At 72.5% G+C, this 26,457-nt stretch carries 24 protein-coding genes; 10 read left to right on the forward strand and 14 right to left on the reverse strand.

Annotated elements, in window-relative coordinates; all coding sequences use genetic code 11:
• Positions 1 to 145: 145 nt before the first annotated feature.
• Positions 146 to 1,189 (reverse strand): helix-turn-helix domain-containing protein, encoded by a 1,044-nt coding sequence (locus tag AWQ68_RS22030; RefSeq protein WP_084464276.1) that lies wholly within the window; start codon positions 1,187 to 1,189, stop codon positions 146 to 148.
• A gap of 193 nt (positions 1,190 to 1,382) precedes the next feature.
• Here AWQ68_RS22030 and AWQ68_RS22035 point away from each other — a divergent pair, with 193 nt between their 5' ends.
• A complete protein-coding gene (locus AWQ68_RS22035) occupies positions 1,383 to 2,498 on the forward strand; it encodes a serine hydrolase domain-containing protein (protein ID WP_084464277.1) in 1,116 nt (371 codons plus the stop codon).
• Between the two features lie 26 nt (positions 2,499 to 2,524).
• On the opposite strand, the gene AWQ68_RS22040 is transcribed toward AWQ68_RS22035, so the two are convergent.
• A complete protein-coding gene (locus AWQ68_RS22040) occupies positions 2,525 to 3,460 on the reverse strand; it encodes a LysR family transcriptional regulator (protein WP_066943136.1) in 936 nt (311 codons plus the stop codon).
• Positions 3,461 to 3,590: 130 nt separating this feature from the next.
• On the opposite strand from AWQ68_RS22040, the gene AWQ68_RS22045 reads away from it, so the two are divergent.
• Both AWQ68_RS22045 and AWQ68_RS22050 read left to right on the forward strand, forming a co-directional pair.
• Positions 3,591 to 4,835 (forward strand): MFS transporter, encoded by a 1,245-nt coding sequence (locus AWQ68_RS22045; protein ID WP_066943138.1) that lies wholly within the window; start codon positions 3,591 to 3,593, stop codon positions 4,833 to 4,835.
• Between the two features lie 209 nt (positions 4,836 to 5,044).
• Positions 5,045 to 5,704 (forward strand): cysteine hydrolase family protein, encoded by a 660-nt coding sequence (locus AWQ68_RS22050; protein ID WP_066943140.1) that lies wholly within the window; start codon positions 5,045 to 5,047, stop codon positions 5,702 to 5,704.
• Between the two features lie 192 nt (positions 5,705 to 5,896).
• Here AWQ68_RS22050 and AWQ68_RS22055 read toward each other — a convergent pair whose 3' ends face one another.
• The 3 genes from AWQ68_RS22055 to AWQ68_RS22065 all read right to left on the reverse strand — a co-directional run bounded on the left by AWQ68_RS22055 (position 5,897) and on the right by AWQ68_RS22065 (position 8,358).
• Positions 5,897 to 6,928 carry a hypothetical protein gene (locus tag AWQ68_RS22055; protein ID WP_066943142.1) on the reverse strand — a complete coding sequence of 344 codons (1,032 nt, stop codon included), beginning with the start codon at positions 6,926 to 6,928 and terminating at the stop codon, positions 5,897 to 5,899.
• A gap of 150 nt (positions 6,929 to 7,078) precedes the next feature.
• Positions 7,079 to 7,459: a nuclear transport factor 2 family protein gene (locus AWQ68_RS43625; RefSeq protein WP_066943144.1), complete on the reverse strand. Its 381-nt coding sequence runs from the start codon at positions 7,457 to 7,459 to the stop codon at positions 7,079 to 7,081.
• A gap of 323 nt (positions 7,460 to 7,782) precedes the next feature.
• Positions 7,783 to 8,358, reverse strand: a complete 576-nt coding sequence (locus AWQ68_RS22065; RefSeq protein ID WP_084464279.1) for an alpha/beta fold hydrolase — start codon at positions 8,356 to 8,358, stop codon at positions 7,783 to 7,785.
• A gap of 53 nt (positions 8,359 to 8,411) precedes the next feature.
• Between AWQ68_RS22065 and AWQ68_RS22070 the strand changes: the two genes are divergently transcribed.
• Complete coding sequence (locus AWQ68_RS22070; protein WP_245656033.1) at positions 8,412 to 8,891, forward strand: MarR family winged helix-turn-helix transcriptional regulator; 480 nt, start codon at positions 8,412 to 8,414, stop codon at positions 8,889 to 8,891.
• 55 nt (positions 8,892 to 8,946) lie between these two features.
• Positions 8,947 to 9,978 (forward strand): nitronate monooxygenase, encoded by a 1,032-nt coding sequence (locus AWQ68_RS22075; RefSeq protein ID WP_066943146.1) that lies wholly within the window; start codon positions 8,947 to 8,949, stop codon positions 9,976 to 9,978.
• Between the two features lie 42 nt (positions 9,979 to 10,020).
• On the opposite strand, the gene AWQ68_RS22080 is transcribed toward AWQ68_RS22075, so the two are convergent.
• Positions 10,021 to 11,370 (reverse strand): MFS transporter, encoded by a 1,350-nt coding sequence (locus tag AWQ68_RS22080; protein WP_066943148.1) that lies wholly within the window; start codon positions 11,368 to 11,370, stop codon positions 10,021 to 10,023.
• 97 nt (positions 11,371 to 11,467) lie between these two features.
• Between AWQ68_RS22080 and AWQ68_RS22085 the strand changes: the two genes are divergently transcribed.
• Positions 11,468 to 11,986, forward strand: coding sequence for a winged helix-turn-helix transcriptional regulator (locus AWQ68_RS22085; RefSeq protein ID WP_066943150.1), 519 nt, complete (start codon positions 11,468 to 11,470; stop codon positions 11,984 to 11,986).
• Between the two features lie 21 nt (positions 11,987 to 12,007).
• Here AWQ68_RS22085 and AWQ68_RS22090 read toward each other — a convergent pair whose 3' ends face one another.
• The 4 genes from AWQ68_RS22090 to AWQ68_RS43630 form a co-directional block, all read right to left on the reverse strand.
• On the reverse strand, positions 12,008 to 12,826 hold the full coding sequence (locus tag AWQ68_RS22090; protein ID WP_066943151.1) for an Fpg/Nei family DNA glycosylase: 819 nt from the start codon (positions 12,824 to 12,826) through the stop codon (positions 12,008 to 12,010).
• A 79-nt stretch (positions 12,827 to 12,905) separates the two neighbouring features.
• Positions 12,906 to 13,340, reverse strand: a complete 435-nt coding sequence (locus tag AWQ68_RS22095; protein WP_169808967.1) for a YbjN domain-containing protein — start codon at positions 13,338 to 13,340, stop codon at positions 12,906 to 12,908.
• Between the two features lie 246 nt (positions 13,341 to 13,586).
• Complete coding sequence (locus AWQ68_RS22100) at positions 13,587 to 14,231, reverse strand: pyridoxamine 5'-phosphate oxidase family protein (RefSeq protein ID WP_066943316.1); 645 nt, start codon at positions 14,229 to 14,231, stop codon at positions 13,587 to 13,589.
• Between the two features lie 49 nt (positions 14,232 to 14,280).
• Positions 14,281 to 14,457 carry a hypothetical protein gene (locus AWQ68_RS43630; RefSeq protein WP_169808968.1) on the reverse strand — a complete coding sequence of 59 codons (177 nt, stop codon included), beginning with the start codon at positions 14,455 to 14,457 and terminating at the stop codon, positions 14,281 to 14,283.
• Between the two features lie 260 nt (positions 14,458 to 14,717).
• Between AWQ68_RS43630 and AWQ68_RS22105 the strand changes: the two genes are divergently transcribed.
• The gene (locus AWQ68_RS22105) at positions 14,718 to 18,278 is read left to right on the forward strand and encodes a protein kinase domain-containing protein (RefSeq protein WP_066943156.1); all 3,561 of its coding nucleotides are present in this window, start codon (positions 14,718 to 14,720) and stop codon (positions 18,276 to 18,278) included.
• A gap of 13 nt (positions 18,279 to 18,291) precedes the next feature.
• Here AWQ68_RS22105 and AWQ68_RS22110 read toward each other — a convergent pair whose 3' ends face one another.
• Both AWQ68_RS22110 and AWQ68_RS22115 read right to left on the reverse strand, forming a co-directional pair.
• Positions 18,292 to 18,477: a hypothetical protein gene (locus AWQ68_RS22110; protein WP_066943158.1), complete on the reverse strand. Its 186-nt coding sequence runs from the start codon at positions 18,475 to 18,477 to the stop codon at positions 18,292 to 18,294.
• A 78-nt stretch (positions 18,478 to 18,555) separates the two neighbouring features.
• On the reverse strand, positions 18,556 to 18,996 hold the full coding sequence (locus AWQ68_RS22115; protein ID WP_066943160.1) for a hypothetical protein: 441 nt from the start codon (positions 18,994 to 18,996) through the stop codon (positions 18,556 to 18,558).
• A 236-nt stretch (positions 18,997 to 19,232) separates the two neighbouring features.
• Here AWQ68_RS22115 and AWQ68_RS22120 point away from each other — a divergent pair, with 236 nt between their 5' ends.
• Positions 19,233 to 19,478: a metallothionein gene (locus AWQ68_RS22120; RefSeq protein ID WP_066943162.1), complete on the forward strand. Its 246-nt coding sequence runs from the start codon at positions 19,233 to 19,235 to the stop codon at positions 19,476 to 19,478.
• A gap of 51 nt (positions 19,479 to 19,529) precedes the next feature.
• Here AWQ68_RS22120 and AWQ68_RS22125 read toward each other — a convergent pair whose 3' ends face one another.
• Both AWQ68_RS22125 and AWQ68_RS22130 read right to left on the reverse strand, forming a co-directional pair.
• Entirely contained in the window at positions 19,530 to 20,279 is a 750-nt protein-coding gene (locus tag AWQ68_RS22125) for a DoxX family protein (RefSeq protein WP_066943164.1), read from the reverse strand.
• A gap of 82 nt (positions 20,280 to 20,361) precedes the next feature.
• Positions 20,362 to 21,978 (reverse strand): MFS transporter, encoded by a 1,617-nt coding sequence (locus AWQ68_RS22130; RefSeq protein ID WP_066943166.1) that lies wholly within the window; start codon positions 21,976 to 21,978, stop codon positions 20,362 to 20,364.
• 152 nt (positions 21,979 to 22,130) lie between these two features.
• On the opposite strand from AWQ68_RS22130, the gene AWQ68_RS42645 reads away from it, so the two are divergent.
• Entirely contained in the window at positions 22,131 to 23,996 is a 1,866-nt protein-coding gene (locus AWQ68_RS42645; protein WP_174554131.1) for a tetratricopeptide repeat protein, read from the forward strand.
• 58 nt (positions 23,997 to 24,054) lie between these two features.
• Positions 24,055 to 26,397, forward strand: coding sequence for an AAA family ATPase (locus AWQ68_RS22140; protein WP_066943168.1), 2,343 nt, complete (start codon positions 24,055 to 24,057; stop codon positions 26,395 to 26,397).
• Positions 26,398 to 26,457 lie beyond the last annotated feature (60 nt).

Here is a 26,457-nt window from a genome sequence, read left to right on the forward strand (position 1 = left end):
CTCGACCTGAACGGCGGCGGGCATCGTTGCTGGTGACGAGGGGGATCCGGAGATGTTCCGGGTCCCCCTCGACTTGTTTCCGGGGTGCCGGCGCCCTGTTCCCGCCGCACGTCCCTGAGCTGACGGGCGGACGACCGGCTGGTGCTCACGACCCGGCCGGCGCCTCGGCCGCCGGCACTGAATCGCCCACCGGCTGACAGCGGTGAACTTCATCGGGCCGGCCCTCGTCGATGGGCGCCGCGGATCGCCGCTGCCGATGTCCGCCGAGCGCTTCGCGCTGTGCCGTGGTGAGCCGGTGGCCTCCGGCGGTGATGGAGTAGGTGCCGGACTCGACCGCCCGTACGGTGACCGGGTCGCAGACCTCCGGATGCCGTTCGGCGCCGCGCAGGGCGCTGGTGACGCGGTCCGGATGCCATCCCAGCGCGGTGGAGAGCTGCGCGACTGTGAGCGGCTCGCCGGCGTGCACGAGTGCGGCGAGCACGGTCAGCATGTCGCTGACGGCGGCTCGGCCGGGGCCGCCGACCATATTGGCGCTGAGACGCGCGAAGAACCGGGCCATCTCATTCAGCCGGGCTCCCGCCGGCGTGGTGGCGCCGAAGATCGCGACTCCCCGTCGGGCGGTGTCGGCCCACAGGACGTTCTTGCGGGCGCTCGCCGTCCACGCCCGGAGCCAGAGATCGCCCCCGACGACGTACATTTCGCGGCGTCGCCGGGGGGCGCGCTCGCGTCGGACGACGTCCAGGCCTACGAGGTAGCCGATCGCCTTGGACACCGACGCCGGGCTGACCTGCAGCTGCCGGACCAGGTCGGCGGAGGTCAGGGCACCGGAATCGGTCGTGACGAGGTGCGCGAGCACCCGCGCGGCGATTCGGGGAAGCCCGATCTGCACCATCAGCGCCGCGAAATCCTCCGCAAAAGCGCGGACCGCCTCAGGGTTACGCCTGTAGGCGTTCGCGGCAGCAGGGGCTCGCGGTCGCACTGCCGGTCCGCGCCGGCGGGCACGCCGCTCAGTGGCCTGCTGGGCGTGGTCCGCCCGGTAGCCTCCGGATCCGCTGTTGCGAGCCACCTCCCGGCTGACGGTAGAGGTCGGCCTGCCCAGCCGCCTGGCGATCTCGGCGTAGCCGAGCCCTTCCGCCAGCCACGACGCGATGCGACGACGGTCCTGTTCGCTCAGCCTGCTTCCCGGCATTCGCGCAGTATGCATTCGCGGCCACCGCATTGCAACGGCCGGCCGCCAGATCGTTGCAATCGGGCACAGGCCATTGCAATTTTCTTTGCGAGAAACCGCTGGTCAGCGGCCTAACGGCCCAAGCATTCAGATTGACGATCTAGGAAAGGGAACGTAGCGTTCCTCACCTCTCAAGCCACCGTAAGGAGTCGACATGACACAGCCACGCCCCCAAACCGCCGCGACGGCCTCGCCGGCCATGGGCGCCGACCGTGACGTCCTTCAGCGGCTGCTCGACCGGGCGGTCGGTGAAGGCGGCGTTCCCGGCATCGTCATCGAGGTCCGCAACGACCGCGGGCGGTGGTTCGGCACGGCGGGAGTGGCCGACACCGACACCGGGCGCGAACGCACCCCGCAAGAGCGGTTCCGTATCGGGAGCGCCACCAAGACGTTCGTGGCCACGGTGATCCTGCAGCTCGTGGCCGAGCGCAGGCTGAGCCTTGACGACACCGTGGACGAATGGCTGCCGGGAAGGGTCCACGGCCACGGTCACCAGGGCGGGAAGATCAGCATCCGGCGGTTGCTGAACCACACCAGCGGGATCTTCAACTACACAGAGGACCCCCCAATGGTGAACCGCTACGAGAAGCACACCCCGGAACTGCTCGTGGACATCGCCATGGCTCATCCGCCCGCCTTCGAAGCGGGCGCAGACTGGGGCTACAGCAACACCAACTACATCCTCGCCGGCATGATCGTCGAACGGGTGACCGGCCAGGCGCTGGCCGACGAGATCGCCCGGCGGATCACCCGGCCGCTCGGCCTGGACGGGACGTACCTGCCGAGCGGCGCCGACCCGACGATCCAGGGACCGCACCCGCGGCACTACACGAAGCTGATGAACCCCGCTCCGGACGCCGAGATCCATGACGCGACCGAGCTGGAGTCATCGATGTTCTGGGCGGCGGGCGGCATGATCTCCACGACCGGAGACCTCCACCGGTTCTTCGGCGCACTCCTGGGCGGCCGGCTCCTCCCACCCGCTCAACACGAGCGGATGTTCACCACGGTCCCGACCAAGAACTGGATCCCCGACACGACGTACGGGCTGGGCATCTCCTCGGTCACGCTTCCGTGCGGCGCCACGGTGTGGGGCATGGGCGGCGCCATCTTCGGCTCGTGGTCCTACACCTACGGCACCCGCGACGGCGAGCACATGGTCGTCATCGACGTCAACGGCGACTGGGCCAACGGCCCCTGGGACGACCCAATCGGCATCTTCACGGACGTGCTCCAGGCGGAGTTCTGCCCGCCGAAGACGACACCATAAGGGGCCGGCCGCCGAGGCGGCGGCGTTCAGCGCGGGATCGCCCAGTCCGGCACCCAGGTCCCGGCCGCGCCGTGTCCGGCCGCCGTGGCGGCGAGGTGGGCGCGGAGGGTGGCCAGCGCGGGGTGGGGGTTGTCGCGGTGCCACAGGAGCGAGTGCGGGTAGACGGGCATGGGGTCGGTCACCGGGATGCGGCGCAGGCCGTGGCCGGCGGGCCAGACGAGGCGGGTCTGCCCGCCCATGAAGGTGGCCAGGGTCGGGGTGTCGGCGATGGTGTCGAGGAGCGCGTCGGAGCCGAAGTTGGGGCCGGTCGCCTCGATGGTGAGGCCGAACTCGGCGACGAGATCGTCGTAGTAGGCGGTCCACTCGGTTCCGGGGACGAGGCCGGGCATCCAGATCCGGTGCCCCGCGAGCTGAGCGACGGTCACCGACCGGGCGGACGCCAGCGCGTGGGCGGGGCCGACGAGGAGCTGGAGCGGCTCGTCGAGCACCCGGACTGACGCGATGTCCTCAGGAAGGGGCCGGCCGGGCATGGCGACGGCGCGGAAGGACGCGTCGATCGCACCGGACCGAATGGCGGCGACGGCCTTCTCGATATCGAACAGCATCACCACGTCGAGGTCGATCTCGGGGTGCGCGCGGTGGAAGCCGCGCATCAGACCCGACGCCGCGCTGCGCGAGGTGAGCATGTCGACACGCAGCGGACGGTGGCCGGTGCGCACGGACGCGACCGCGCGCTCGGCGACGCGCAGCAGTTCCCGGGCGTGGGGCAGGAACGCCTGCCCGTCGATGGTGAGCTCGGCGCCTCGCGGCGTGCGGGTGAACAGCCGCACGCCGACGTGGCGCTCCAGCGCGGCGATGCGCTTGGAGACGGCCTGCTGGGTGACCGCCAGCTCGGCGGCGGCCTCCTGGAACTGCCCCGCGTCGGCGGCGGCGACGAAGGTCCGGACGGTGTCGAGGTCCATGCGGACACCCTATGGATACAACCATTGGTTGTGATCGGGCGGCCTTGCGGTTGTTTGATCCCCAGGCATGGTGCTCGCTTTGATGCTTCCGATCGCGGATCGGTTGTGCGAGTGACGGGGAGCGTCGGACATGACGAACGGGCACCGGTTGGGGCGGCAGTTCGGGTGGCTCTGGGGAGCGTACGGGACCAGCGCGCTCGGCACGTGGCTCGCCTTCGGCGCGTTCCCGTTGATCGCGATCCAGGTGCTGCACGCCGGGCCGGCGGAGGTCGCGGCGTTGTCCTCCGTGGGGGCGTTGGCGGGCGCCGCCGTGGCGGTGCCGCTGGGCCCGTGGGTGGAGTTCCGCCGCAAGCGGCCGGTGCTGATCGGGATGGACCTGGTGCGGTTCGCGGCGCTGCTGACGATCCCCGCCGCGTTCGCGCTCGGCGTGCTCTCCTTCGTCCAGCTCCTTCTGGTGTCGGTCGTCGTCGCGGCCGCCGACATCACCTTCCGCGCCGCCTCCGGCGCCTACTTGAAGACGCTGCTGCCGGCCGAGGACCTGCTCGTCGCCAACGCCCGATTCGAGTCCACGACCTGGACGACCACGATCATCGGGCCGCCGCTGGGCGGGGCCGCGATCGGGATCCTCGGTCCGGTGGCGACGGTGGTGGCCGACGCGGTCAGCTACCTGCTCTCGGCCCTGGGCATCCGCGCGACGGGCGGTCAGGAGCCGCGGCCCGAGCGCCGGGAGGCCGCGCGCATGCGGGCCGGGGACCTGTTCGAGGGGTGGCGATACATCCTTGCCGACGCGACGCTGCGTCCGCTGTTCTTCAACACCGCCTTGTTCAACGGCCTGGTGATGGCCACCGACGCGCTGCTGGCCGTCCTGATGCTCGGCCGACTCGGGTTCGCACCGTGGCAGTACGGCCTCGCCTTCGCCGTGCCCGCGATCGGCGGGCTGCTCGGTTCGCGGCTGGCCCGCCCGCTCGTCACCCGGTTCGGGCAGCACCGGGTCCTGGTCGTGGCCGGGGTGCTGCGCGTGATCTGGCCCGTCGGGCTGGCCTTCGTGGGGCCGGGGACCGGAGGGCTGCTGCTGGTGATGGGCGTCGAACTCGGGCTGATCTTCTGCTGCGCGATCTTCAACCCTGTTTACGCCACCTACCGCCTCGAGCGCACCGCGACCGAGCGGGTCACCCGCACGCTGTCTGCCTGGTCGGTGACGACCAAGGCCTCGACCGCGCTCCTGACGGCCGCATGGGGCGTGCTGGGCGGCCTGCTCGGCCCGCGCACGGCCATCGGCCTGGCCGGCGTGCTCCTGCTGGCGACCCCGCTGATGCTCCCCCGACGCGCCGCGGCGCCCCTCGCCGAGCCGGAGCCGGCACCGAGTCGCGCCTGACGGATCGCCACGGCCGTCACCGCGATCGCGCTGCGCCGCCCTATCGGAGCGGTTCGCCCCTCCGCGTAGAGCTCGGAGATGAGCGCGACGGCCTTCGCCGCGGCCGGTGGGGTCGCGGCGCGCAAACCGTGGCTCAGGTGCCCAATGTGTAGCCGGCCCCGGCACGCGACCTCGCGTGTCAGGGCGCCCTCATCACCCAAGGAGAGAAAATGACCGTCACGCCCCCGGCGCTGGACCCCCGGACGGCCGCACTGCTCGTCATGGATTACCAGCAGGGAATCCTGGCCTCGCTCCCTGGCCTGGCAGACCCGGAAGCGCTGCTGTCACGGGTGGCCGGCGCCATCGCCGACATGCGAGCGCACGGCGCCGCCATCGCCTACGTGCGAGTCGGCTTCACCGCAGCCGACTGGGCGGCGATCCCGCCGGCCAACAAGACGTTCTCCTTGCTCGGCCGGCAGCGCCTCATGCACCACGCGGATCCCGCCACGGACTTCCACCAGCAGCTCGCTCCCGAGCCCGGCGACATCACCGTCCGCAAGACCCGCTACGGCGCGCTGTCCACGACAGACCTGGACCGGCAACTGCGGGATCGCGGAATCACCACCCTGGTCATCGCCGGCATCACCACCAGCGGTGTCGTACTGTCCACCGTCACTGACGCCGCCGACCGCGACTACCGGCTCTACGTCCTCTCCGACGGCGTCACCGACCCGGACGCGCACGCCCACCAGACCCTGATGACCAGCGTTTTCCCGAGACTGGCCCACATCATCGATACCGCCGAACTGCGCTCGCTTCTGCACGAGAGCAATCCCGACCGTTCTGTCGCCCGCTCGGGCCCGGGGATCGGAACGACGGACGACTTCTGACGGTCGGGGGCGTCAGATCCGTCACGTGGCCATGCCGCCCGTTTGGGACGTCGCCCCCCATCCAGATGCCACCGCCGCGGCATGGCTGGACCGCACGGCACATCTGGAGTCACCCCTCGCCTGACCGGCGTGAGGCACGCAGGTGGAGCTCCCATGCCAACCGGCCGGCCGCCGAGCGAGGTTGGCAACGGCTCACTGCATGATTTCGAGGTGCGGGTGGTCGAAGGACGCGGGGCAGGTATAGATCTGCATGTTGTAGCCGCGGCCGATCTGCACCATTGGAGGGTTGGACGGGTCCCGGATCCCGACAGGGCCCGTGTGGTCGCGATCTTCGAGGGGAATCCAGCTGCCGCTGCCTCCGTCCCACTCGTTCGAACTGATGGTCAGCAGCGGCCGGTACTCGGAGCCGCAGGTGTCACAGTTCATGGGCCACGGGTCGCAGAAGCTCCAGGGGCCCCACCCGCCGACCTTCCAGCCAGGAGCGACGCTGTGCTCGTACTGGTAGTACGCGCTGCCGCGATTCAGCTCATCGTCCGCGTGCAGTTCGGCCCACTCGGCGCGCCCCCACGCGTGCAGGCGCTTCGCGAGTTCGCTGGGAAGCTCGTGGGGTGCCGGGTACTCGGTGACGACCTCGGGGTGCAGCACGCATGGCTCCGGCACGTAGTCGCCGGAATGGTCGACGTCGAGCGGGGCGGGCGGGTCAGCGAGCGCCTTGTGGACGTCGGAGGAGTCTCGCCAGATCAGACGGGCCGTGGGCATGCTCTCTTCGTGGTCGAGCGGGCACCACAGTACTTGGAGGACGTCTGCTCCTTCGGGGCCGGCGAGTCCCGGGACATCGCGGAGGTACAGCTGCGCGACGGGCAGGAGCGGATTCGGCGCACTGTGCGAAGGACGCCCTGCTTCGAGCCTGTCGAGGTACGCGCGCTGCTCCGGGGTGAGCAGGTTCTCGTGGGGCCGCCGGGGCCGGAGCCACGCAGCCTCCAGCAGGTCGCGGCGCCGGCGGATGTCGTCAAGTGAAGCGGGCGGCTGCCAGTGGTCATGTTCGTCGCGGCAAGCGGGCCAGACCTCGTCGGCGGGCCAGAGCAGAGGCCCGCCGATCGAGCTCTCGTGGATCGTGGGCCGGCCCGGGCGGGGGTGCAGGCGAACTGCCCGCCGTGCCAGCGGCACCAGCTCAGGGAACACGGCGGCGACGTCGACCGGCCGAGGTGGAGTGGTCCTCGCCATCCGAACTCCTTCAGCTCACCTGCACGTGTCGGGCGGACTCTATCCGTATGCGCTGACAGATCCATCTACAGCTATGACGGGCAGGGGGCGTCAGGGAGCTGGGGAGAGTCCGGCTCCTCACTTCTGGTTGTGGCTCTGCCGGCTCGGCCTTCAGAACATCCCGTTGGGGATCTCGGCGGCGTCCGGCACGGGTTGGACGACGTCCCAGTGCTCGGCGATCAGTCCGTTCTCCAGTCGCCAGATATCGACGACCGCGGTGCCGCGTTCGTCGTCCGGCGGGAGCATGAGGTAGTGCATGACCACGTAGGGGCCGTCGGCGAGGACACGCTTGAGCTCCAACCTGGCGGCCGCCACCGGAGCGTGCGCGATGTGGTCGATGAACGCGTCCCGGCCCGAGGGGTTGCCCGGACTGTGTTCGATGAAGTCCTCCCGGAGGAGCGTGCGCAGGATGTCCACGTTGCCCTTGGCGAACTCTGCGAAGCCCTCCTGAACGAGCTTTCTGTTGCGTTCCGTCTCACTGGTTGCTGTCATACCGGGGACCCTCGCACTTCTCGGATATCGCCGTCCATTACGTGCCTTGTAATGGCGATGGGTCTCTGGGGCGGGAATCCGGCATCGAAGGGCAGAACTGAGCTTCTTCAATACGATCACCACGTTCGGGGCCGCCTTCGACATCACGCTCGAAGAGGTCGCGGTCGAGGCGTACTTCCCCGCAGACACGCCCGCCGCCCGCGCACGGCGTGATGGTTTCCCGTCGGTGACGCCGAACGCCGTGTCCACCGAATGAGTGCCGGCGTCCGGCGTTGGAACCGTGAGAGGAGCGGGGCCCCGGACAATCGGGGCCCGCTCCCGCTTCATGCCGAGACGTGCCCCGCTGACGCCGTCACGCCGTCGGCGACGAGGTGGTCCACGATCGTGGACACGAAGAGGTCCGGGTTCTCGAACGGCAGGCCGTGACCGCCGGGGAGCGACACGAGATCCGCCCGCGGGATCGACGCGGCGAGTTCGCGCTGGTGGTGCGGCGGCACGATCCGGTCGTGGGCACTGGAGATGATCAGCGTCGGCGCGGTGATCTTCGGAAGCAGTGCGGTGATGTCGATGTCGATGTCGGCGCGGGCCTGCCGTACGAACCCGGCTTCCGCGCCGTCCATGAGGGCGGCGAACCCGGCCGCGGCCTGCTCGAAGTCGGCGAGGTCGCGGGCGCGGAGCGTGTCGTCGCCCATGGCGGTCACCTGGAGCAACCGGGCCAGCAGTTCCCTGTCGACGCGCACCAGGCGGATCCAGAGGTCCATCTGGAAGGCCATCCAGGGGTCCGTCCTGGCCCACCCGGCATGGGCGACGAGTGAGAGCACGCGCTCCGGTCGCGTCCCCGCCGCGGCCAGCGCGACGACGGCTCCCAGCGAATGACCGACCAGGTGGAACCGCTCCAGCCCGGCGTGCGGTTCAGGCGTACATCAGGGCTTTGATAGTTCGGGGAGCGCGGGTGGCAATCGACGAGAAGAAGATCGCGGAGTCGGTGGCGTGGCGCCCCGGCGGTGCCGTCAAGCGCGCCGAGCAGGCGCTGATGGCGGAGAAGAGCCGCGTGCTGCGCCCGTTCGGGCTGACCGTGCCGCAGTACGCCGCGATGTACGCGCTCTCGCTCGCCCCCGGCATCTCCGGGGCGAAGCTGGCCCGGCTGTGCTCGGTGACGCCGCAGAGCATGGCCACCGTGCTCAAGACGCTGGAGTCGCGCGGCCTGGTCGAGCGCCGTCCCTCCAGCGACCACGCGCAGGTGCTCGTCACCCGGCTGAGCCGGGCCGGGCAGGCGCTGCTGCGCAAGGCCGACGCCGAGGCCGTCGCCGTGGAGCGCCGCCTCGTGGACGCCTTCACGCCTGACGAGATCGCGTTGCTGCGGGAGCTGCTCGAACGCGCCGTCGTCGTCCTCGCCGGCACCGGGCACGACGACGGCGCCGACTCCTTCTGACAGCCCGCGGACCCGGGCCGAGGGGCGCCCATGGGGGCGCGGTTAGGCTGCCGTCATGCTCGATCGCATCCTGGAATCGCTGGCCCACCCCGTCGTCCTGTCGCCCATGGCGGGCGGGGCGGGCACGCCCGAGCTGTGCGCGGCCGTGTCCGAGGCCGGAGGGCTGGGATTCCTCGCCGCCGGATACAAGACGGGCGAGGCGGTCGCCGCCGAGATCGAGCGGGTCAGGGCCGCCACGGATCGGCCGTTCGGGGTGAACCTCTTCGTCCCCGGCGAGCCGGCCGATCCCGACGTGGTGGAGGCCTACGCCGCCGAGCTCGCGCCGGAGGCGGAGCGGTACGGCGTCGAGCTGCCCGACGTCCCGCTCGACGATGACGACGACTGGGACGCCAAGCTCGACCTGCTGCTCCGGAGTCCGGTGCCGGTGGTGAGCTTCACGTTCGGATGTCCCGGCCTCGCTCTCGTGGACCGCTTCCACGAGGTGGGGACGACGGTCGTGGTGACCGTCACCGACCCAGGCGAGGCGGTGGCCGCCGTGGCCGCGGGCGCGGACGCGCTGTGCGTCCAGGGGCCGGAGGCGGGCGCGCACCGGGGCTCCTTCGTGGCGCGCAAGCCGTACGGGCGCTCCGAGCCGGGGCTGCTCGACCTGCTGGCGGCGGTCCGCGCGGCCGTCCGGACGCCCCTGATCGCGGCGGGCGGCATCGGCGACGCGGCGGCGGCCGCGGCCGCGCGGGAGGCGGGCGCCGTGGCCGTGCAGCTCGGGACGGCCTTCCTGCTGACGCCGGAGAGCGGGGCCAACGCCGTCCACCGGGCCGCGCTGCGCGACTCCCGGTTCACCTCGACGACGGTGACCACCGCGTTCTCGGGACGGCCCGCGCGCGGCCTGACCAACCGGTTCATCGTCGATCATCCGGACGCCCCGGTCGGTTACCCCGCCGTCCACCACCTGACCACACCCATCCGCCGCGCCGCGGTGGCGCAGGGCGACCCCGACGGGGTCAACCTCTGGGCGGGCACGGCCTGGCGGCTGGCCGAGGAGCGTCCCGCGGCGGACGTGGTACGCGAGATCGGCCGGGCTCTCGCCTGACCCCGTCCGGGCCGTTCCACGTGGGCCGTTCCGCGTGGAAGGTCAGGAGGCGGCGAACCGGACGAGCCCGGCGGTGAGAGCGGCGGCCGCCGCGCACGCCACGATCACGAGATCGGTGCCCGTGGCGAGCCCCTGACCGGCGATGACCGCCGCGGTCAGCGCCGCGCCCACCGAGGAGCCCACGTACCGCGCGGTGTTGTTGGCCCCGGACCCCATGCTGGCCCGGTGCCGCGGCACGCTTTCGATCGCGAGGTGGGTGAGGGACCCGTTGAGCAGTCCGCTGCCGATCCCCGCGACCAGGAGCCCGGCGAGCGCCCGCGGCGCCGACCAATGGGCCGTCGTGCCGAGCAGGGCGAGGCTGCCGACGGCGGAGAGCAGCAGGCCGAGCGCGAGCCGGCCACGGGCGGCGAGCCGCAGTCGGGGAGCCAGGAGCGCGGCGACGAAGGACGTCCCGGACCAGACGGCGAAGACGGCGGCGGTGGCGAGCTGCGTCATGCCGAGGGCCGACTGGAGCACGGTCGGCAGATAGCTCATCAACCCGATGATCGCGATGCCGGTGACGAGCGCGCCGCCGGTGGCGACGAGGAACGACGGGCTCTGGAACAGGCCCATGTCGATCAGCGGCTCCGGACGGCGGACCTCCACCAGGGCGAAGGCGGCCAGGAGAACGGCCGCCGCGGCCAGGGACGCGAGCACGACCGGCCGGGACCAGCCGAGCCGTCCCTCGGTCACGCCGGTCACCAGGGCGGCGAGCCCGAGGGTGAGCGTGACGGCGCCGGGCACGTCGAGCCGCCGCCCCGGCCGCGGCTCCGTCCGCGCGGGCAGCGTACGTGCCGCCAGCACGGCCAGCACGACGGAGCAGGCGGCCGTCAGCCAGTACACGCCGCGCCAGCTCGACAGCGCGGCGAGCCCGCCCGACACCAGGGGGCCGACCGCGATGCCCAGGCCGAGCATCGCGCCGTACCATCCCGTGGCCCGCGCCCGCTCGGGACCCGGGGGAACGACCTCGCCGACCACGCCCAGGCTGGCGGCGAGCAGCGCCGCGCTGGCCACCCCCTGAACGATGCGGCCGAACACGAACATCGGCACATCTCCCGCGAGGGCCACGATCGCGCTCGACACCGCGAGCGACGCCATGCCGATGACGTAGACGCGCCGGCGGCCGTGATCGTCGGCGAGCCCTCCGGCGAGGAGGAGTGACACCGCGAGACCCAGGGTGACGGCGTTCAACATCCAGACCGGGCCGGTGGGACCGGCGTCGAGCGCGCGGGCGGCCTCCGGCAGCGTGACCATCGGCGCGGTGTAGTTGACCAGCGCGAGCAGCGGCGCCGCGCACGCGACCGCGAGGGTCGCCGGCCTGGCCCGTAAGGGAGCCGGGGTCTCGACCAGCACAGGACCTCCAAGGTTCAGCCATTGAACTGACGGCGTGACGATAACACGGGTCAGTTCAGTGAATGAACTAGGATGGGGTGAAAGGAGGGCGCCGCTGATGGGGCTCGGCAAGAACTACGAGGGGCAGGACTGCTCCCTCGCCCGGTCACTGGAACTGCTCGGCGAGCGGTGGACGCTGCTCATCGTGCGCGACGCGCTGTACGGCGTGCGCCGGTACGGCGACTTCCTCTCCCACCTCGACATCCCGAGGGCGGTCCTCTCCCAGCGGCTGTCCGCGCTGGTGGACGCGGGGGTCATGGAACGGCGCCGCTATCAGGAGTCCCCGCCGCGCGAGGAGTACGTCCTGACCGGCAAGGGGAAGGAGCTATGGCCGCCGGTGCTCGCCCTCGCCCAGTGGGGCGAACGGCACATGAGCGCCGCGGGGCCGCGCCGCGTCTTCCGCCACGTCCCCTGCGACGCGCCGATCGGCGCGGGCGCCACCTGCTCGGTGTGCGGGGCGCACGTGCCCGCCGGGGAGGTCGAGATATGGCCCGGTCCCGGCGCCGACCTCACCCGCGAGGACCCGGTGAGCGTGGCCCTGCGCGGGCCGCACCGGATGCTGGAACCGCTGCCCTGACCTCCGCCCGGCCTTCCGGCGTCAGCGCCGCTGGCAGGCGGGACACCAGAACAGGTTGCGCGCCTCCAGGTCGGCGGTGCGGATCTCGCCTCCGCAGATGTGGCAGTGCTGCCCGGCCCGGCGGTAGACGTACACCTCGCCGCCGTGGTCGTCCACGCGCGGCGGCCGCCCCATGGCCTCGGGCATGTGCTCGGGGCGTACGGTGTCGATCCGGCCCGAGGCGGCGCCGTCGCGCATGAGTGCGACGAGGTCCGCCCAGATGGCCTCCCACTCGGCGCGGCTCAACTCGCGGCCGGGGCGGTAGGGGTCGATCCCGTGACGGAAGAGCACCTCGGCCCGGTAGACGTTGCCGACCCCGGCGATCACCTTCTGGTCCATGAGCAGCGCGGCGATCGCCACGCCTGATCGGGTGATCCGCGACCAGGCGCGTTCGGGGTCGTCGTGCGGCCGCAGCGGGTCGGGTCCGAGGCGGTCGTGCACCGCCCGCTTCTCTCCGGCGGTGATGAGCTCGCAGGCCGTGGGCCCGCGCAGGTCGGCGTAATCCCGCTCGTTTTCCAGGCGGAGCCGTACGGCGCCGACGGGTGCGGGGGCGGGGGCCGGGCCGAAGGCGACCTTCCCGTACAAACCGAGGTGGACGCGCACCCAGCCGTGGCCGTCGAACCCCTCGAAGCCGAGGAAGAGATGCTTGCCGTGGGCGTCGGTCACGGCCATGCGCTGCCCGTCGATCAGGGCCGCGCTGTCGGAGAACTTGCCCTGCGGGCTGCTCGCCGCGACCACGCCGCCCGTGAACCGCCGGCCGTACTCGGCCGCGAGCAGGTGGATGATGTGACCTTCGGGCATCGGCGGGCAGCGCTCCGGGGAGTCGGGGGAGAGGGGAGCCCCACCATATCCGGGTTCCGGGCCGCCCCGGGGGCGCGGGTCAGTCGGTCTCGAACGCGAGCCGGTCGGTGAGCCAGCGGTGGAACTTGATCGCGTACCTGACCCAGTGGGCGACCACGGTGGTGAGGTGTTCGCGGGTGACGCCGGCCCCGATGTAGAGCTGGGAGTCGCCCACGATGCGGAGCACGCCGCTGTCCTGGGTGAAGGTGTAGACCTTCGGCCACATGGTGTCGGCGTTCCACTCGTTCAGCGCGGTGACCAGTGTCGGCTTGTCGTCGACCGAGTAGTGCCGGTCATAGAAGGTGCGGATCGTGAACAGGTCGCCCTCGGAGCCGAACAGGAAGTAGACCGTGAGCTCCGGCGTGGCGATTGCGATGTCGCCCTCGGCGTCGAGGGTGTGGTCGAGGGCCAACTCGTCCAGGATCTGGGTGATCAACTCCTGATCGGGCCGGACGACCGCTGGGGAAGGGGTCACGGCCCCATCCTGCACCATCAGATCCAGCGAGGGGGACTGCCCTGTTCACCTGGCAGGGAATCGCTTCCTTGATATGACCACGAAGTGCGCGACACGCCCCGGATGCCCGGGGTTCCGCGGTCCGCCCGCGCGCGGGCGGTAGGCACCCTGCGCACGACGGCGGCGAACCTGGAGCCGGCCGGGCGGTACGCCCGAGGCCGCCGCCCGGAGGTGGCGGCCGTCCCAACCGTCTCGGCGCCCGCGTCGTCAGCCGAGGCGGGTGCCGGCCCGGAGCCGTACGTGCTCGGGGACCTCGTGGGAGGCCGCCGGGTCGGTGACGGGGGGCTGCCAGGTGGCGGCGAGCGGCAGCACGCCCGCCCACACGTCGTGCGGGTCGTCGGCGTCGTCCGGCGGCCCTTGGCGGACCTTGACCGAGGCCTCCTCCAGCGAGACGGCCAGGATCGTGGTGGCCGCCAGTTCCTTGCGGTTCGGGCGGCGCGCGTAGTCCCACTGGCCCGGGGCGGTGTGCTCGGTGAGGATCCGGAGCGCCTCCAGCTTCTCCTCGCCCTCCAGCGGGCGGGGCACTCCGTAGATCATCGCGCTGCGGTAGTTGACGCCGTGCTCGAACACCGACCGGGCCAGCACCAGGCCGTCGACGTGGGTGACGGTCACGCACACGGGCGTCGGTCCGCCGGCCGCGAGGCTGCGGCTGGCGACCGAGCCGTGGATGTACAGATTGTCGGAGTCGAAGCCGTAGGCAGTGGGCACCACCATGGGCGCGCCGTCCACGATCACTCCGAGATGGCAGACGAACCCGGCTTCAAGCACGTCGAACAGCTCTGCCCTGTTCGTACGGCCTTGCTCGCGCAGCCTGCGGTGCCGGGTTCGTTCTGTTGACGACAAGTCGGACATGTCACGCATGAGGTGACATCAAATCAGTAGACGGGCGCCGCCGGGAAGGTCAGGCGGCCGAGGTCGGGCCGGGCTTCGGGAAACGGATGACGTTGCGGCCGGCGTATGCCCGCATGTCCACGATCTTGTCATCGCGCTTCGGCTTGCGGCGCAGTACGGACCTGATGTCCCGCACCTTGCCGAACGTGTCGAGCGACTCGTCGAGCGACGTGACCACCCTCAGCATCTTCCGATCCCCCCGACCGTGATGATTCCGTTATTTACCGAGATGTCTACCGATCTACCCGTAAAACTGGTGTAAAGCGGTGATGTCTAACGGGATATTTGTGACTAATGTGCCATGACCTGTTGGCGAGCCCTCCGCCGGGGTGGCCCGGAGCCGTCGCCGCCCGGGTCCCCGTACGGGCGGCGGCCTCCCGTACGGCCTGGCGCTTTATCGAAACGAGACGAAACGCGATCGCGGTCGCGGACGTCAGATGATGCGTGGTGTCGGGAACGTTGATCGCGGAGGACCCCAGGCGGCTGGGTGACTACTGGCTCGCCGGACGGCTCGGCGCGGGCGGGCAGGGGGTGGTCTACGAGGCGTACGACCCCGCCGGGCGCCGCGTCGCCATCAAGGTGCTGCACGGGGAGGCGGCGCAGGACCCGGAGCTGCGCCGCCGGTTCGCCCGCGAGGCGGAGGCGGCCCGCCGGGTCGCGTCGTTCTGCACCGCCCAGGTGATCGACGCGGTCCTCGACGGGCCCCGGCCGTACATCGTGAGCGAGTACGTCGAGGGAGCCAGCCTGCGCCAGGCGGTCGCCGGAGGCCGCCTGTTCACCGGGGACGACCTGCACCGCCTGGCCACCGCCGTGGCGACGGCGATCGCGGCGATCCACGACGCCGGGGTGGTCCACCGCGACCTCAAGCCCGACAACGTGCTGCTCGGCCCGGACGGCCCGCGCGTCATCGACTTCGGCGTCGCCCGCGCGCGCGACATGTCCCTCACCGCGACCGGACTGGTGGCCGGGACCCCCACCTACATGGCCCCCGAGGTGTTCGTCGGCGAGCGGGCCGGGCCGCCCGCCGACCTGTTCGCCTGGGGCGGCATCGTCCTGTACGCCGCCACCGGCGCGGACCCGTTCAGCGCGGAGAGCCTGGGCGGCGTCATGCATCGCGTGCTCTCCGAGGACCCCGATCTCGGCGAGCTCCCGAACTCGCTGCGCCCCCTCGTCGCGGCCGCGCTGGCGAAGGACCCGAACGCCCGCCCGGACGCGCGCGAGCTGCTGCACGGCCTGATCTCCGCACCCCGAGGCGTCGCCGCGGAGGACCTGCTGGTCCTCGGCAGCGCCGAGGCCGGGCTGCTGCCCGGACCGGAGGTCGCCGACCCGGGGCTCGGCCCGCTCGCGGAGGAGAGGTACGGCGCGCTCGGCCAGCCGGAGCGCGAGCTGGTGCCCGAGGTGCTCCTCCGGCTCGCGACCGTGACCGACGACGGCGAGGTCGCCACCAGACGGGCCGCGCGCGCCGAACTGCTCGACGGCCGTACGGAGGAGGAGACCGCGGCGGTCGCGCGGGTCATCGAGACCTTCGGGCACCTGCTGGTCGAGCGTGACGGCGAGATCGAGTTCGCCCGCCCCGCGCTGATCCAGGCGTGGCCGCGCCTGCGCGCCTGGGTCCAGGCCGAACGCGAGGGACTCGCCGTGCTCCGCGAGATCACGGTCGCGGCGCGGCGGTGGAACCGCGGCGCGGACGGCGACCTCCTTCAGGGGGACCGGCTGGACACCGTACTGCGCTGGGCGGCGACCGGCCGTCGCCACCTCGCGCTGAGCCGTCTCGAACGCGACTTCCTCGACGCGGGGTCCGGGCTGGCCCGCCGCCGGGCCCGCCGCCGCCGGATCGTCACCGCCGCCCTCGCCGTGCTGCTGGTGCTCGCCGTCGGCTTCGGGGCCGCGACGGTCTGGCAGAGCGCCGCGGTGAACGAGCAGCGGTACCTGGCCGAGTCGCGCGGTCTCGCCTCCGCGGCCGACCGGCTGAGGGACACCGACCCCGTCAAAGGGATGCTGATGAGCGTCGCCGCCTGGCGGCTCGGCCACACCGACGAGGCGCGCGGCAGTCTGATCACCTCGCTCGGCCAGCGGGAGACGGGCGTGCTGTCGCTCAAGGGCGCCGCCCACGCGCTCAGCGGGGACGGGCGGACCGCCGCGTCGCTGGACGGCGACGGCGTGACGCTCTGGGACGCGCGCTCGGGACGGCGGATCGGCGGGTGGTCCGGGCTCGGCGTTCAGGGCAAGCACGTGCACTCGATCGCGTTGAGCGGGGACGGCCGGCTCCTCGCCGTCGCCGCCGGGCGGTGGGTGCGCGTCTGGGACGCGCGCACCGGACGGGCCACCGGGCGCGAACTGTTCCTCGGCACCGACACGTACGAAGCGCACTATCCGATCGAGATCGCGTTCGGGGCGAGCCCGCGCCTGCTGATCATCGGCTTCAGTGGCATGGTCCGCCTCTGGGACCTCGACACCGGGACGGCGAGCCCCAAACGGTCCGGCTACCTCGCGGACGCGGACCCGGCCGGCCGGATCGCGGCGATCGACGGCGTCGGCGGGCGCCCCCGGCTGTTCGACCTGCCCGGCGCGACCCCGCGCCGTACGCCCTCGGGCATCTGCGGCGGCTCGCTGCCGGCCTGGGCGGGTGAAGGGGTGGGACCGCAGGCGCTCGCGTTCAGCCCGGACGGCCGCAGGCTCGCCTGTGCCGCCAACGAGGGCGTCACGCTGACCGACCTCACGGCGGGTCGCACCGGACAGCCGTTCGGTCCGCCGGTGGCGGGGCGGCCGGCGGTGACCTTCAGCGCGGACGGCAGGTTCCTCGCGGTCCGCGCCGAGGGGGCCATCACGGTGTGGCGGGTGGCGGACCAGACGTCGCTCCTCGTCCAGCCGACGCTGGGGGAGGCCGCGCAGGTGCGCTTCGACCGGGACGGAGGGGCGCTGCGGTACATCGTGGACGACACTCTCCACACGGTCGGCATCGCGGACCTGACCGGCCCGCTCAGGGCGGGACCGGCCGACGAGTCCGCCGTGCTCACTCCGGACGGCAGGTACGCCGTCCACGGCGCGGGCGACGGCGCCGTCGCGTTCCGGGACGCGGGGACCGGCCGGCCCGCGGGCGCGTCCGTCCCGATCACGGCGTCGTTGCAGGCGGTCGCCTTCAGCCGCGACGCGCGGATCATGGCGGTCGCCGACGACGAGGGCCGCCGGGCCTGGGCCGTGGACCGGGTGAGCGGCCGGAAACTCGCGACGACCGAGGTCCGGGACGACCGTACGCAGACGATCCTCGGGGTCGCGGTCAGTCAGGACGGGACGAAAGCGGCCACGATCACGGGGACGTCGTCCACGGAAATGGAGGTCGGTGTCGGCGACCTGCGGACGGGCGCCTGGCGCACCGTCGCCAAGATCGCTGACGCGGCCGGCGGAACCGCCGCCTTCAGCCCCGACGGGCGGGACCTCGCCGTCCTCGGATCGGGCGCCGGCTACCTGGTCGACGTGGCCGACGGGAAGGTCCGGACCTTCGGAGCCACCGCTCAGACGCTCACGGCGGTCGCCTTCCACCCCCGTGCGCCCATCGTCGTGACGGGGGACTTCGCGGGTCGGGTGATCGCGTGGAACTCGCGGACGGGCGAGCGCCGCGGCGCGGTGCTTCCGCAACGGCGGCCGGTGTCCGCCGTGGCGTTCAGCCCGGACGGCTCGCTCCTGGCCGTCGCGGCGGGACAGGGCGTCCGGCTGTGGGACGTCGAGGCCGGGACGGCGGTCGGGGAGCCGGTCGGCACCTTCGGGTCCGGCGTGGTGTCGGTGGCCTTCCGCAGCGACGCCTCGGCGCCCGGAGCGGACGGTTCCGGCGGACTCGCGGTGGTCGGCCTGGACGGGAGCGGCGCGGTCGCGTCCCGGCCGGTGACGCCGGACGCCGTCGCCGCCGCGGTGTGCGCGCGGGCGGGCCGGACGCTGACCGAAGCCGAGTGGCGGGAATACCTTCCCGGCCTGCCGTACGAGGACGTCTGCCCGGGAGGCGTCCGACCTTAGGTCTTCGTCGAGGTCAGCCCTCGGCGGAGGCCTCCCAGAGGGAGCAGGGGCGGACGGCGTGGTGGTGGTAGATCATGCCGACGGGCTCGCGGGTGGCGAGCGTCTCCACCTGCTGGCCGCCCGGCCCGCAGACGCAATCGGGGCTGCCCTCATGGCTGATGACGTCGTCGAGTGGCATCACATGAACGAAGTTGGCCATGGGGGCATCCCTTTCGCGTCAATTAACCCCCGATATTACCTCAAATTCGGACAAAAGGGATAAAGGTGAGCTTTCTGGTCATCCGCAGTTGTCGAACTTGGTCCGGCCGCCGTACGCCGACTTCTTGCCGTCCGGAGAGCTCACGTTGCCCCAGTAGCTCACGCACTTGTGGCGGGCGCTTACGTATACCGGGCCGGCGTACCGCGTGAAGTCGCCCGAATCGGAGTCCCAGGGCCCCTTCTTCACTTCGAGCCGGACGTAGGTGTAGCTCGGCTTGCCGACGTACTTCGTCTTGATCGTGACGGCGCAGTTCTTGCCGGTCCGCCCGCTGTAGAGGACGTAGGTGACGCCGAGTTGCTCGCCCGACTTCGTTTTGATCGCGCGCGATCCGTCCTTGACGATCGTGTACCCGGCGCCGCACAGGCTCTGCGGCGATGCCGCCTCGGCGGCGGTGGGCAGGAGTGCGACGGCCGTGATCGCGCTGAGTGTCAGGGCCCCCGCCTTGACGAACTTGATCATCCGGTTCCAATCCTCGGAGGGGAGCCCGCCCTGCGGGGCGGGCCGATTTTGGGCACCGACGAGTATTCCGACCCGAACAGACGCCTGTAAAGGATCTATACGGAAGATCCGAAAACAGCGGCTTATGTCCTGCTGTCACGGGTTTTCGGGGACCTTGGGGGAGATTGACCAATATGTGTGGTGATCGACGCGGTCGCGAGGGTAGACGAAAGCAAGCAACAGATTCGGGGGGAATCATGGCGGCTTGCGAAGTCTGCGGAAACGACTACGACCTGAGCTTCGAGGTGCACGCGCAGGGTGCGGTGCACACCTTCGACAGCTTCGAATGCGCGATCACCAAGATGGCCCCGGTGTGCGAGCACTGCGGCTGCCGCATCGTGGGCCACGGCGTCGACGTCAACGGCCGCTTCTGCTGCTGCGCCCACTGCGCGCGCGAGATAGGCGCCACCCAGATCGTGGACAAGGTCGGCGCGGCGATGTGATCGCCCGCGGCGGGCGCGGTCGCCGGCATGCGGGTCGTCGGCCGGCCGGGGTCAGGGTGCCTCGGGGCGCCGCCCCGCGACCAGGGTGTCGCCGGCCTCGGGACCGGAGCCCGGCTCGCTCCGGCTCTCGGCGGCCTCGTCCTGTGCTCGCTTCGTGCGGCGCGTCCGCGCCTTGGCCGGACCGCCGGCGTTCCGCGCGGCCTCCGGCGCCGCGTTGGGCACCGTGTCCGCCGCCGCGCTCGCTTTTCGCGACGCGGTGTCCCCTGGGGCCGCGGCGGTCTCGCCGGGCGCGGTCGCCGGAGGGATCGCCCTGGGCCCCTCCGTGGGGTCGCGCAACGCGGCGAGGACGGCGTCCGCCTCCTTGTCCGCGGCGAACTCGTCCGCCGCCTCGGCCTCGCGGCGCTTGATGACGACCATGTGATCGACCGAGACGCGCCCGGCCCCGCCGACCGAGAGCAGGACGGACGCCGCGCCCAGCGCGACGATGATCTTGACGTCTCCGCCGGTCAGCGGCATGCCGCTGTGCCCGGTGGTGATGACGAAGACGGCGACCGCCTCGGCGAACAGCAGCAGGCCGACGAACGGCACGGCGAGGCCGGCCACCAGCAGCGTGCCGCCGAGCAGCTCGATGAGCATGGTCGCCGCGGCCCATACCGACGGCAGGGGAGCGCCCAGCTCGGCGAACTGGGTGCCGGTCGCGGTGAGGCCCGCTTCCAGCTTCTCCCAGCCGTTCGCGAAGAAGATGCCGCCGACGCCCATCCGGGCCGCCAGCGAGGCCACGTCGTGGAGGGTTCGCTTCACGCTTCCTCATTCTGGGGAGACGGGCAACAATTGCCCAGACATCTGCCCATAAGGATCGACCTGACACCCGTGGCGCCGCCCGTCACGATGACGGCCGGGGTGACCTCTCCGATTTCTCCGGCTTCGCCGCTTCCTCTGGCTCGTCGGCGCAGTGACCGGCCGCGGCCTCCCTGGAGATGAACACGGCCGCGGCCAGGGCGGTGAGCCCGAGCAGGACCACGCTGACCACGACCGTGCGGTGCAGGGCGGTGATGAACGCGAGGCGGGCCGCGTCGAGCAGGGCCGCGCCGGGGGTGCCGCCCACCCGGGCGGCGACGTGCGCCGCGGCCGCCAGGGACTCCCTGGCCTCGTTCATCTGGGCGCCGGGCACGCCGGGGACCACGCCGAGCGCCGGGGCGTAGACCATCGTGGTGATCGTGCCGAGGACGGCGATGCCGAGACCGGCCCCCAGCTCGTAGGCCGTCTCCTCGATCGACGCCGCGCCGCCCGCCCGCGACTCGGGGACGGCCGCCATGATCGTGTCGGAGGCGGCGAGCAGCGCGACCTCGACGCCGAACCCGATCCCGATGAAGCAGACGGCGAGCATTCCCGGGTTCTGCTCGACCCCCCAGGTGAGTACGGGCACCAGCGAGAGCGTGGTGAGCGCGAGGCCGCCGCTCATCGTGGCCCTCAGCCCGATCCGCTGGAGCACGTGCGCCGCCGCCAGCCCGCCCGCGATGGCGGCGACCATCAGCGGCAGCATCCGGACACCCGCCGACAGCGGGGAGAGCCCGAGGACGAGCTGGAGGTACTGCGCGAGCAGCAGTTCCAGCCCCACCAGCGCGAAGATCGCCAGCAGCACGCAGGCGACGCCCGTGGCGAAGCCGCGCCGGGTGAACAGCGAGATGTCGAGCAGCGGGTACTCCAGCCGCCGCTGCCGCCGGACGAACCAGGCGAGCAGGGCGATCCCGAGCAGGGCGACGGCCAGGGCGGGCCCGCGGCCGATCATGTGACCGTACCCGGCCTCCTTGAGCCCGAACGCGAGGGCGAGGATGCCGAACGTGGACAGGACGGCGCTCAGCACGTCCCACGGGTGGCCGGACCTGTTTCGCGACGGAGGCAGCAGCCGTACGGCGAGGGGGAGCGCCACGATCAGCAGCGGCACGTTGATGAGGAAGACCGCGCCCCACCAGAAGTGCTCGACGAGGACGCCGCCGACCAGCGGGCCGACCGCGGCGCCCGCGGCGGCGACCGCGCTCCAGACGCCGAGGGCGATCGCGCGTTCCTTGCGGTCGGTGAAGACCTCACGGATGATCGACAGCGTCGCCGGCATGATCATCGCGCCTCCGACGCCGAGGAAGGCGCGCGACAGGATCAGCGCCAGCGGCGTCTCGGCGAGCGCGGCGGAGAGCGAGGCCAGCCCGAAGACGACGTAGCCGGCCAGTACCAGGCGGCGCCTGCCGTACCGGTCGCCGAGCGTGCCGAAGGTGACGAGCAGCGGCGCGACCACGAGCGAGTAGATGTCGATGATCCACAGCAGCTCGACGGCGGACGGTTCGAGCGCCGCGGTCAGCGCGGGCACCGCGATGTGGAGCACGGTCGCGTCCACCGCGATGAGCAGCAGGCTGAAGCAGAGCAACGCGAGAACAGCCCACCGGCTCGCGTGACGCGCGGCGGCGGGAACGGTGCGGGACTGCGCCCCGACCCCCACGACGATCATGGGCGGAAACCGCAGGCCTGGTGGAACATGCGTCGCAGCTTAGGCCATTCTCGGTAGATCCCTCAGCAGCTTCCGGCATTGCGCTCTCTAGCGAGATATAGGTATATATCCGGCATCTAGGCAACCCCTGCCCGGCAACCGATCATGCGGGAGTGGGGAGCGACATCGAGGACCCGGACCATGCCCGCGACCAGGACCGTTACCGCGCCGGGAACCACGCCCGAGATCACGTACCGCATCGCTCCCCGGGGACGGACCCCCGATCTTGGTGCCTCCTCGCGGCGGAGCGGCTGGAGCGCGACCGCCCGGAGGCGGCGCTGGAGGCCGCGCGGCAGGCGATCGAACGCGACCCCGGCGGCGAGTGGGGGCACCGGCTGGCCAGCCTCGCCCTGGAACGCCTCGGCCGCGACGCCGAGGCCGTCGCCGCGGCCAGGGAGGCCGTACGGCTCGCGCCCGGCTCCTGGACGGCCCGGCTCAGGCTGGGCGGCGCGCTGCGCCGGACGCCGGATGGCTGGCGCGAAGCGTGGGCGGAGGCGCGCAAGGCGGTGGCCTTCGCGCCCGAGGAGCCCGACCCGCACGTCCTCGCCGGTGACCTGGCCCTGCTCCGGGGCGACCACGAGCGCGCCGTCGCGTCCTATCAGGCGGCGCTGCGGCTCTCGCGCGACCACCCGATCGCGCGGGTCAACCTGGGGCTCGCCCTGCTGTGCTGGGAGCGCCCGCGCACCCACCACGACCCCGCATGGGATGCCGACCATCGCGAGACCACGCGGGCGCGGCGCGCCCTCGACGTCTGGTCCCGGCAGGTCCGCGCCCTGCTCGCCGTCGCGACGGTCGTCGTCACGGCCGCCGCGCTCGGCCTCGGCCTGCACCGGGAGGCGCAGATCGGCGGCGCGCTCGTGCTCGGCGGCGTCGTGGCCGTGACGGTCAGGCAGGCCGGGCGCGTCCCCGTCTGGTCGCGCGTCCCCGCGATGCTCCACCGCGACCTCTGGTTCACCACGGACGCCGTGATGGCGCTCGCGGTCGTCGGCGCGTACGTCGCCGGCCTGGCCACCCTCCCCGCCGACGTGGACGGCGTACGGGACGGCGTGTGGGCCGGCGCGTGCGGCATCGTGCTGCTCAACGGGGTCGCCGCCCGGGCTCTTCGGCTGCTCGCCGAGTCGTGGCGGGGCCGTCCGGTCAGGGCGCTCGCGCAGTTCGCCGCCGCCGGCCCGGTGCCCGCGGCCCGGCGGAACGCAGACGTGGCCCTCTGGATCCTCGCCGGGCGGGCGTGGTGGGCGCTCGTGCTGCTGCTGTCGCTGTGCGTGGTCGCCGCCCAGCCGCGCCTCGCGCTCGCCGCCGCGGCGGTGCCGGTCGCCGTCGCCCTCGCCGTCCGCCGCGGCGGGGTGACCCCCCTCCTCCGCGCGACGTCGCGCCGCGACCGGCCGCTCGCGCTGTCGCCGGCCCTGCTCGCGGTCGCCGCCCTCCTCCTCGCCCTCGCGGGCGCGGCGCCGGGACGCGTGGTCGCCGGGCTGCCCGCCGTACCGGCGCTCGGGACGGCGGGGTCGGCCGCGTGCGTCGCGCTCGCGGGCGCGGCCGGCGCCTTCGCCGTACGGGCCGCCCGCGCCTGGTGGGGCGGCGCTCCCGGCCCCTGGCGCTCCGCGCTGATCCTGTGCGAGTCGCGCGGGAGGCGGCTCCCCGGCGACGCCTCGCCCTCGCCGGGCGTCAGCGACGCCGTACGGCACGCCGCCACCTATTCGAGGAGCGTCGTGCTCGCCTACACCCAGCAGGGCTGCCCCCGGGCGCTCGCGGTCAGCGCGGTGACCTCGGTGAGCGCGTCGGGCGAGCTCAGGCTGATCGCGGGGGACGAGGCGTGGGAGGCGGTGGAGCGCGATCCGCGGGTCGTCCTCTTCGTGGGCGACCCGAGGTTCTGGGCCGAGGTGCGCGGGATCGCCGTCCCCTCCGGGGACGTCCTGCGCATCACGCCCAAACGGGTCCTCGTGCGGGAGTACCCCGGCCGCCACCAGGCTCGCGCACGTTAGATCCACCCATCGCGCGTTCGCGTGCGGTATAACCGGGGGGCGAACCGGGGAGGCGTTGATGCGGGACTCCGACAGGGCCCAGCCGGCGGGCAGCGCCGGGGCGCGGGATCTGTTCGAACAAGTGCGACTGCGCTATTTCCACCTTCCTCCCTTCGCGCGGCGCGTGCTCTTCGCCGGGACCCTGATCGCCTCGATCGGCACCGCCGCGGCCCTGGGGTGGCCGCTGCTCACCACGTTCTTCACCACGGTCGTGGTGCTGGCCTTCATCGCGCTCGCGCTCAGCTATCCGCGCGCGGCGGCGACCGCGCTCGTCCTCGCCGGCTGGGGGATGCTGCTCCCGCTGTTCCTCGGCGCCTTCGGCGGCGCCCAGGCCGCCGGGCCGTACCTGCTGCTGTTCCTGGCGGTCCCGGTCGCGGGCGCGGCGCATCTCATCCGGTGGGTGCCTCCGTGGCTGACCACGCTGGCCGCCCTGGCCCCGGCGGCCGTCGTGGCCTTCGCGATCTCCCCGGTCTCCGCCACCGTCGCCCTCTGGGCCGCGTACGGCACGGCCTGCGTGGTGCTCGCCTACCGCTTCGCGCTGGCGCGGCGGGTGCGCGCGGCCCTCGCCGTCCCGCCTCAGGGCGGCGACGGCCAGGTCAGGCAGCGGCTGCGGGTGGGCGGGCACCAGCACCCCACGGGTGAGAGGGGCGCGCCGCCGCCGATCACGGTCGAGCAGGCGCTGGGAGAGCTGGAGTCGATGATCGGCCTCGAGCCGGTCAAAGAGCAGGTGCGGGCCATCGCCGCGTCCATCGAGGCGGCCCGGCTGCGCAAGGAGGCGGGGTTCACCAACGAGCCCCCGATGCGGCACTTCGTCTTCGTCGGGCCGCCCGGCACGGGCAAGACAAGTGTCGCCCGCACCCTCGCCAAGATCTTCTACGCGTTCGGCCTGTTGGAGACGCCCTTCGTGGTCGAGGCACAGCGGGCCGACCTGGTCGGCGAGTACCTCGGCGCCACCGCGATCAAGACCAACGAGCTGATCGACCGGGCGCTCGGCGGCGTGCTGTTCATCGACGAGGCGTACGGGCTGATCAACTCCGGCGACGGCCAGCCCGACCGGTTCGGCGCCGAGGCGGTGCAGACGCTGCTCAAGCGGGCCGAGGACGACCGCGACCGGCTGATCATCGTGCTGGCCGGCTACGAGAAGGAGATGGGCGCCTTCCTCTCCTCGAATCCGGGCCTCTCCAGCCGGTTCGCCACCCGGGTGCGCTTCCCCGGCTACACCCCGGACGAGCTGCTGGAGATCACCGAGGCGGTGCAGGCCAGGAGAGGCGACCGGCTGGCCCCCGACGCGCGTCCCGTCCTGCGCGGCCTGTTCGAGGACGTCCACCGGCGCGGGCTGGTCGACGAGCTGGGCAACGCCCGCTTCGCCCGCACCCTCGCCGAGGCCGCCGCGCAGGCCAGGGACGTGCGCGTGGTGAGCGCCGGGGGAGCGCCGCGCGGCGAGGACCTGGTCACGACCACCGCCGACGACGTCACCAGGGCGTTCAACGAGATCACGGCCAGGTTCCGCGGATACCAGGCCACGCCCACCCTGGAGGAGGCGCTGGCCGACCTGGACGGCATGGCGGGGCTCGAACCCGTCAAGCGGCAGGTCCACGCGATCGCCGCCCAGCTCAAGGTGGGGCGGATGCGCCAGGAGCAGGGCCTGCCGGTCCAGTCCCAGATGCGGCACTTCGTCTTCGTCGGGCCGCCCGGCACCGGCAAGACCACCGTCGCCCGCATCCTGGGCCGGATCTTCTCCGCTCTCGGGCTGCTCGCCCGGCCGGACGTCGTCGAGGCGTCCCGCGCCGACCTCGTGGGCCAGCACCTCGGCGCCACCGCGATCAAGACCAACGAGCTGATCGACCGGGCGCTCGGCGGCGTGCTGTTCATCGACGAGGCGTACGGCCTGGTCAACAACGGGTACGCGGGCGGGGACGCCTTCGGCGCCGAGGCGGTGCAGACGCTGCTCAAGCGGGCCGAGGACGACCGCGACCGCCTGGTCGTCGTCCTCGCCGGATACCGCAGGGAGATGGACGCCTTCCTGGCCACCAACCCCGGCCTCGCCTCGCGGTTCAACCAGTTCGTCGCGTTCCCCTCGTACGCGCCGGACGAGCTGGCCGAGATCGCCGAGCTGCAGGCGGCCCGCGCGGGGGACAGGTTCGACGCCTCCGCCCGCCGGGACCTCGCCGACGTCTTCGACTGGGTCTGCCGCGAGGGGCTGATCGACGGGCTCGGCAACGGCCGGTTCGCCCGTTCCCTCTACGAGCGGGCCGCCATGCGGCGCGACGTGCGGCTGGCCGCGCAGGGCTCGGCCAACACCGCCGAGCTGACCACGATCACCAGTGACGACGTGCGCAGCGCCGTCGACGAGCTCTCCTGACCCGCGCCGCGGCCGCCTGAACGTCACGGCGGCTTCCCGGTTGTCCCCGTCCACGGCGCG

The organism is Microtetraspora fusca (assembly GCF_001570365.1).
In the GTDB taxonomy this organism is placed as follows: domain Bacteria; phylum Actinomycetota; class Actinomycetes; order Streptosporangiales; family Streptosporangiaceae; genus Microtetraspora; species Microtetraspora fusca.

Excerpts from the sequence above, each read along its gene's own strand:
- AWQ68_RS22055 (WP_066943142.1), bottom strand. The coding sequence starts at position 6,928 with ATGGCGAGGACCACTCCACCTCGGCCGGTCGACGTCGCCGCCGTGTTC.
- AWQ68_RS22075 (WP_066943146.1), top strand. The coding sequence starts at position 8,947 with ATGCTCGATCGCATCCTGGAATCGCTGGCCCACCCCGTCGTCCTGTCG.
- AWQ68_RS22045 (WP_066943138.1), top strand. The coding sequence starts at position 3,591 with ATGACGAACGGGCACCGGTTGGGGCGGCAGTTCGGGTGGCTCTGGGGA.
- AWQ68_RS22115 (WP_066943160.1), bottom strand. The coding sequence starts at position 18,996 with ATGATCAAGTTCGTCAAGGCGGGGGCCCTGACACTCAGCGCGATCACG.
- AWQ68_RS43630 (WP_169808968.1), bottom strand. The coding sequence starts at position 14,457 with ATGCTGAGGGTGGTCACGTCGCTCGACGAGTCGCTCGACACGTTCGGC.
- AWQ68_RS22030 (WP_084464276.1), bottom strand. The coding sequence starts at position 1,189 with ATGCCGGGAAGCAGGCTGAGCGAACAGGACCGTCGTCGCATCGCGTCG.
- AWQ68_RS22140 (WP_066943168.1), top strand. The coding sequence starts at position 24,055 with ATGCGGGACTCCGACAGGGCCCAGCCGGCGGGCAGCGCCGGGGCGCGG.
- AWQ68_RS43625 (WP_066943144.1), bottom strand. The coding sequence starts at position 7,459 with ATGACAGCAACCAGTGAGACGGAACGCAACAGAAAGCTCGTTCAGGAG.
- AWQ68_RS22100 (WP_066943316.1), bottom strand. The coding sequence starts at position 14,231 with ATGTCCGACTTGTCGTCAACAGAACGAACCCGGCACCGCAGGCTGCGC.
- AWQ68_RS22130 (WP_066943166.1), bottom strand. The coding sequence starts at position 21,978 with ATGATCGTCGTGGGGGTCGGGGCGCAGTCCCGCACCGTTCCCGCCGCC.
- AWQ68_RS22035 (WP_084464277.1), top strand. The coding sequence starts at position 1,383 with ATGACACAGCCACGCCCCCAAACCGCCGCGACGGCCTCGCCGGCCATG.
- AWQ68_RS22085 (WP_066943150.1), top strand. The coding sequence starts at position 11,468 with ATGGGGCTCGGCAAGAACTACGAGGGGCAGGACTGCTCCCTCGCCCGG.
- AWQ68_RS22090 (WP_066943151.1), bottom strand. The coding sequence starts at position 12,826 with ATGCCCGAAGGTCACATCATCCACCTGCTCGCGGCCGAGTACGGCCGG.
- AWQ68_RS22110 (WP_066943158.1), bottom strand. The coding sequence starts at position 18,477 with ATGGCCAACTTCGTTCATGTGATGCCACTCGACGACGTCATCAGCCAT.
- AWQ68_RS22120 (WP_066943162.1), top strand. The coding sequence starts at position 19,233 with ATGGCGGCTTGCGAAGTCTGCGGAAACGACTACGACCTGAGCTTCGAG.
- AWQ68_RS22050 (WP_066943140.1), top strand. The coding sequence starts at position 5,045 with ATGACCGTCACGCCCCCGGCGCTGGACCCCCGGACGGCCGCACTGCTC.
- AWQ68_RS22040 (WP_066943136.1), bottom strand. The coding sequence starts at position 3,460 with ATGGACCTCGACACCGTCCGGACCTTCGTCGCCGCCGCCGACGCGGGG.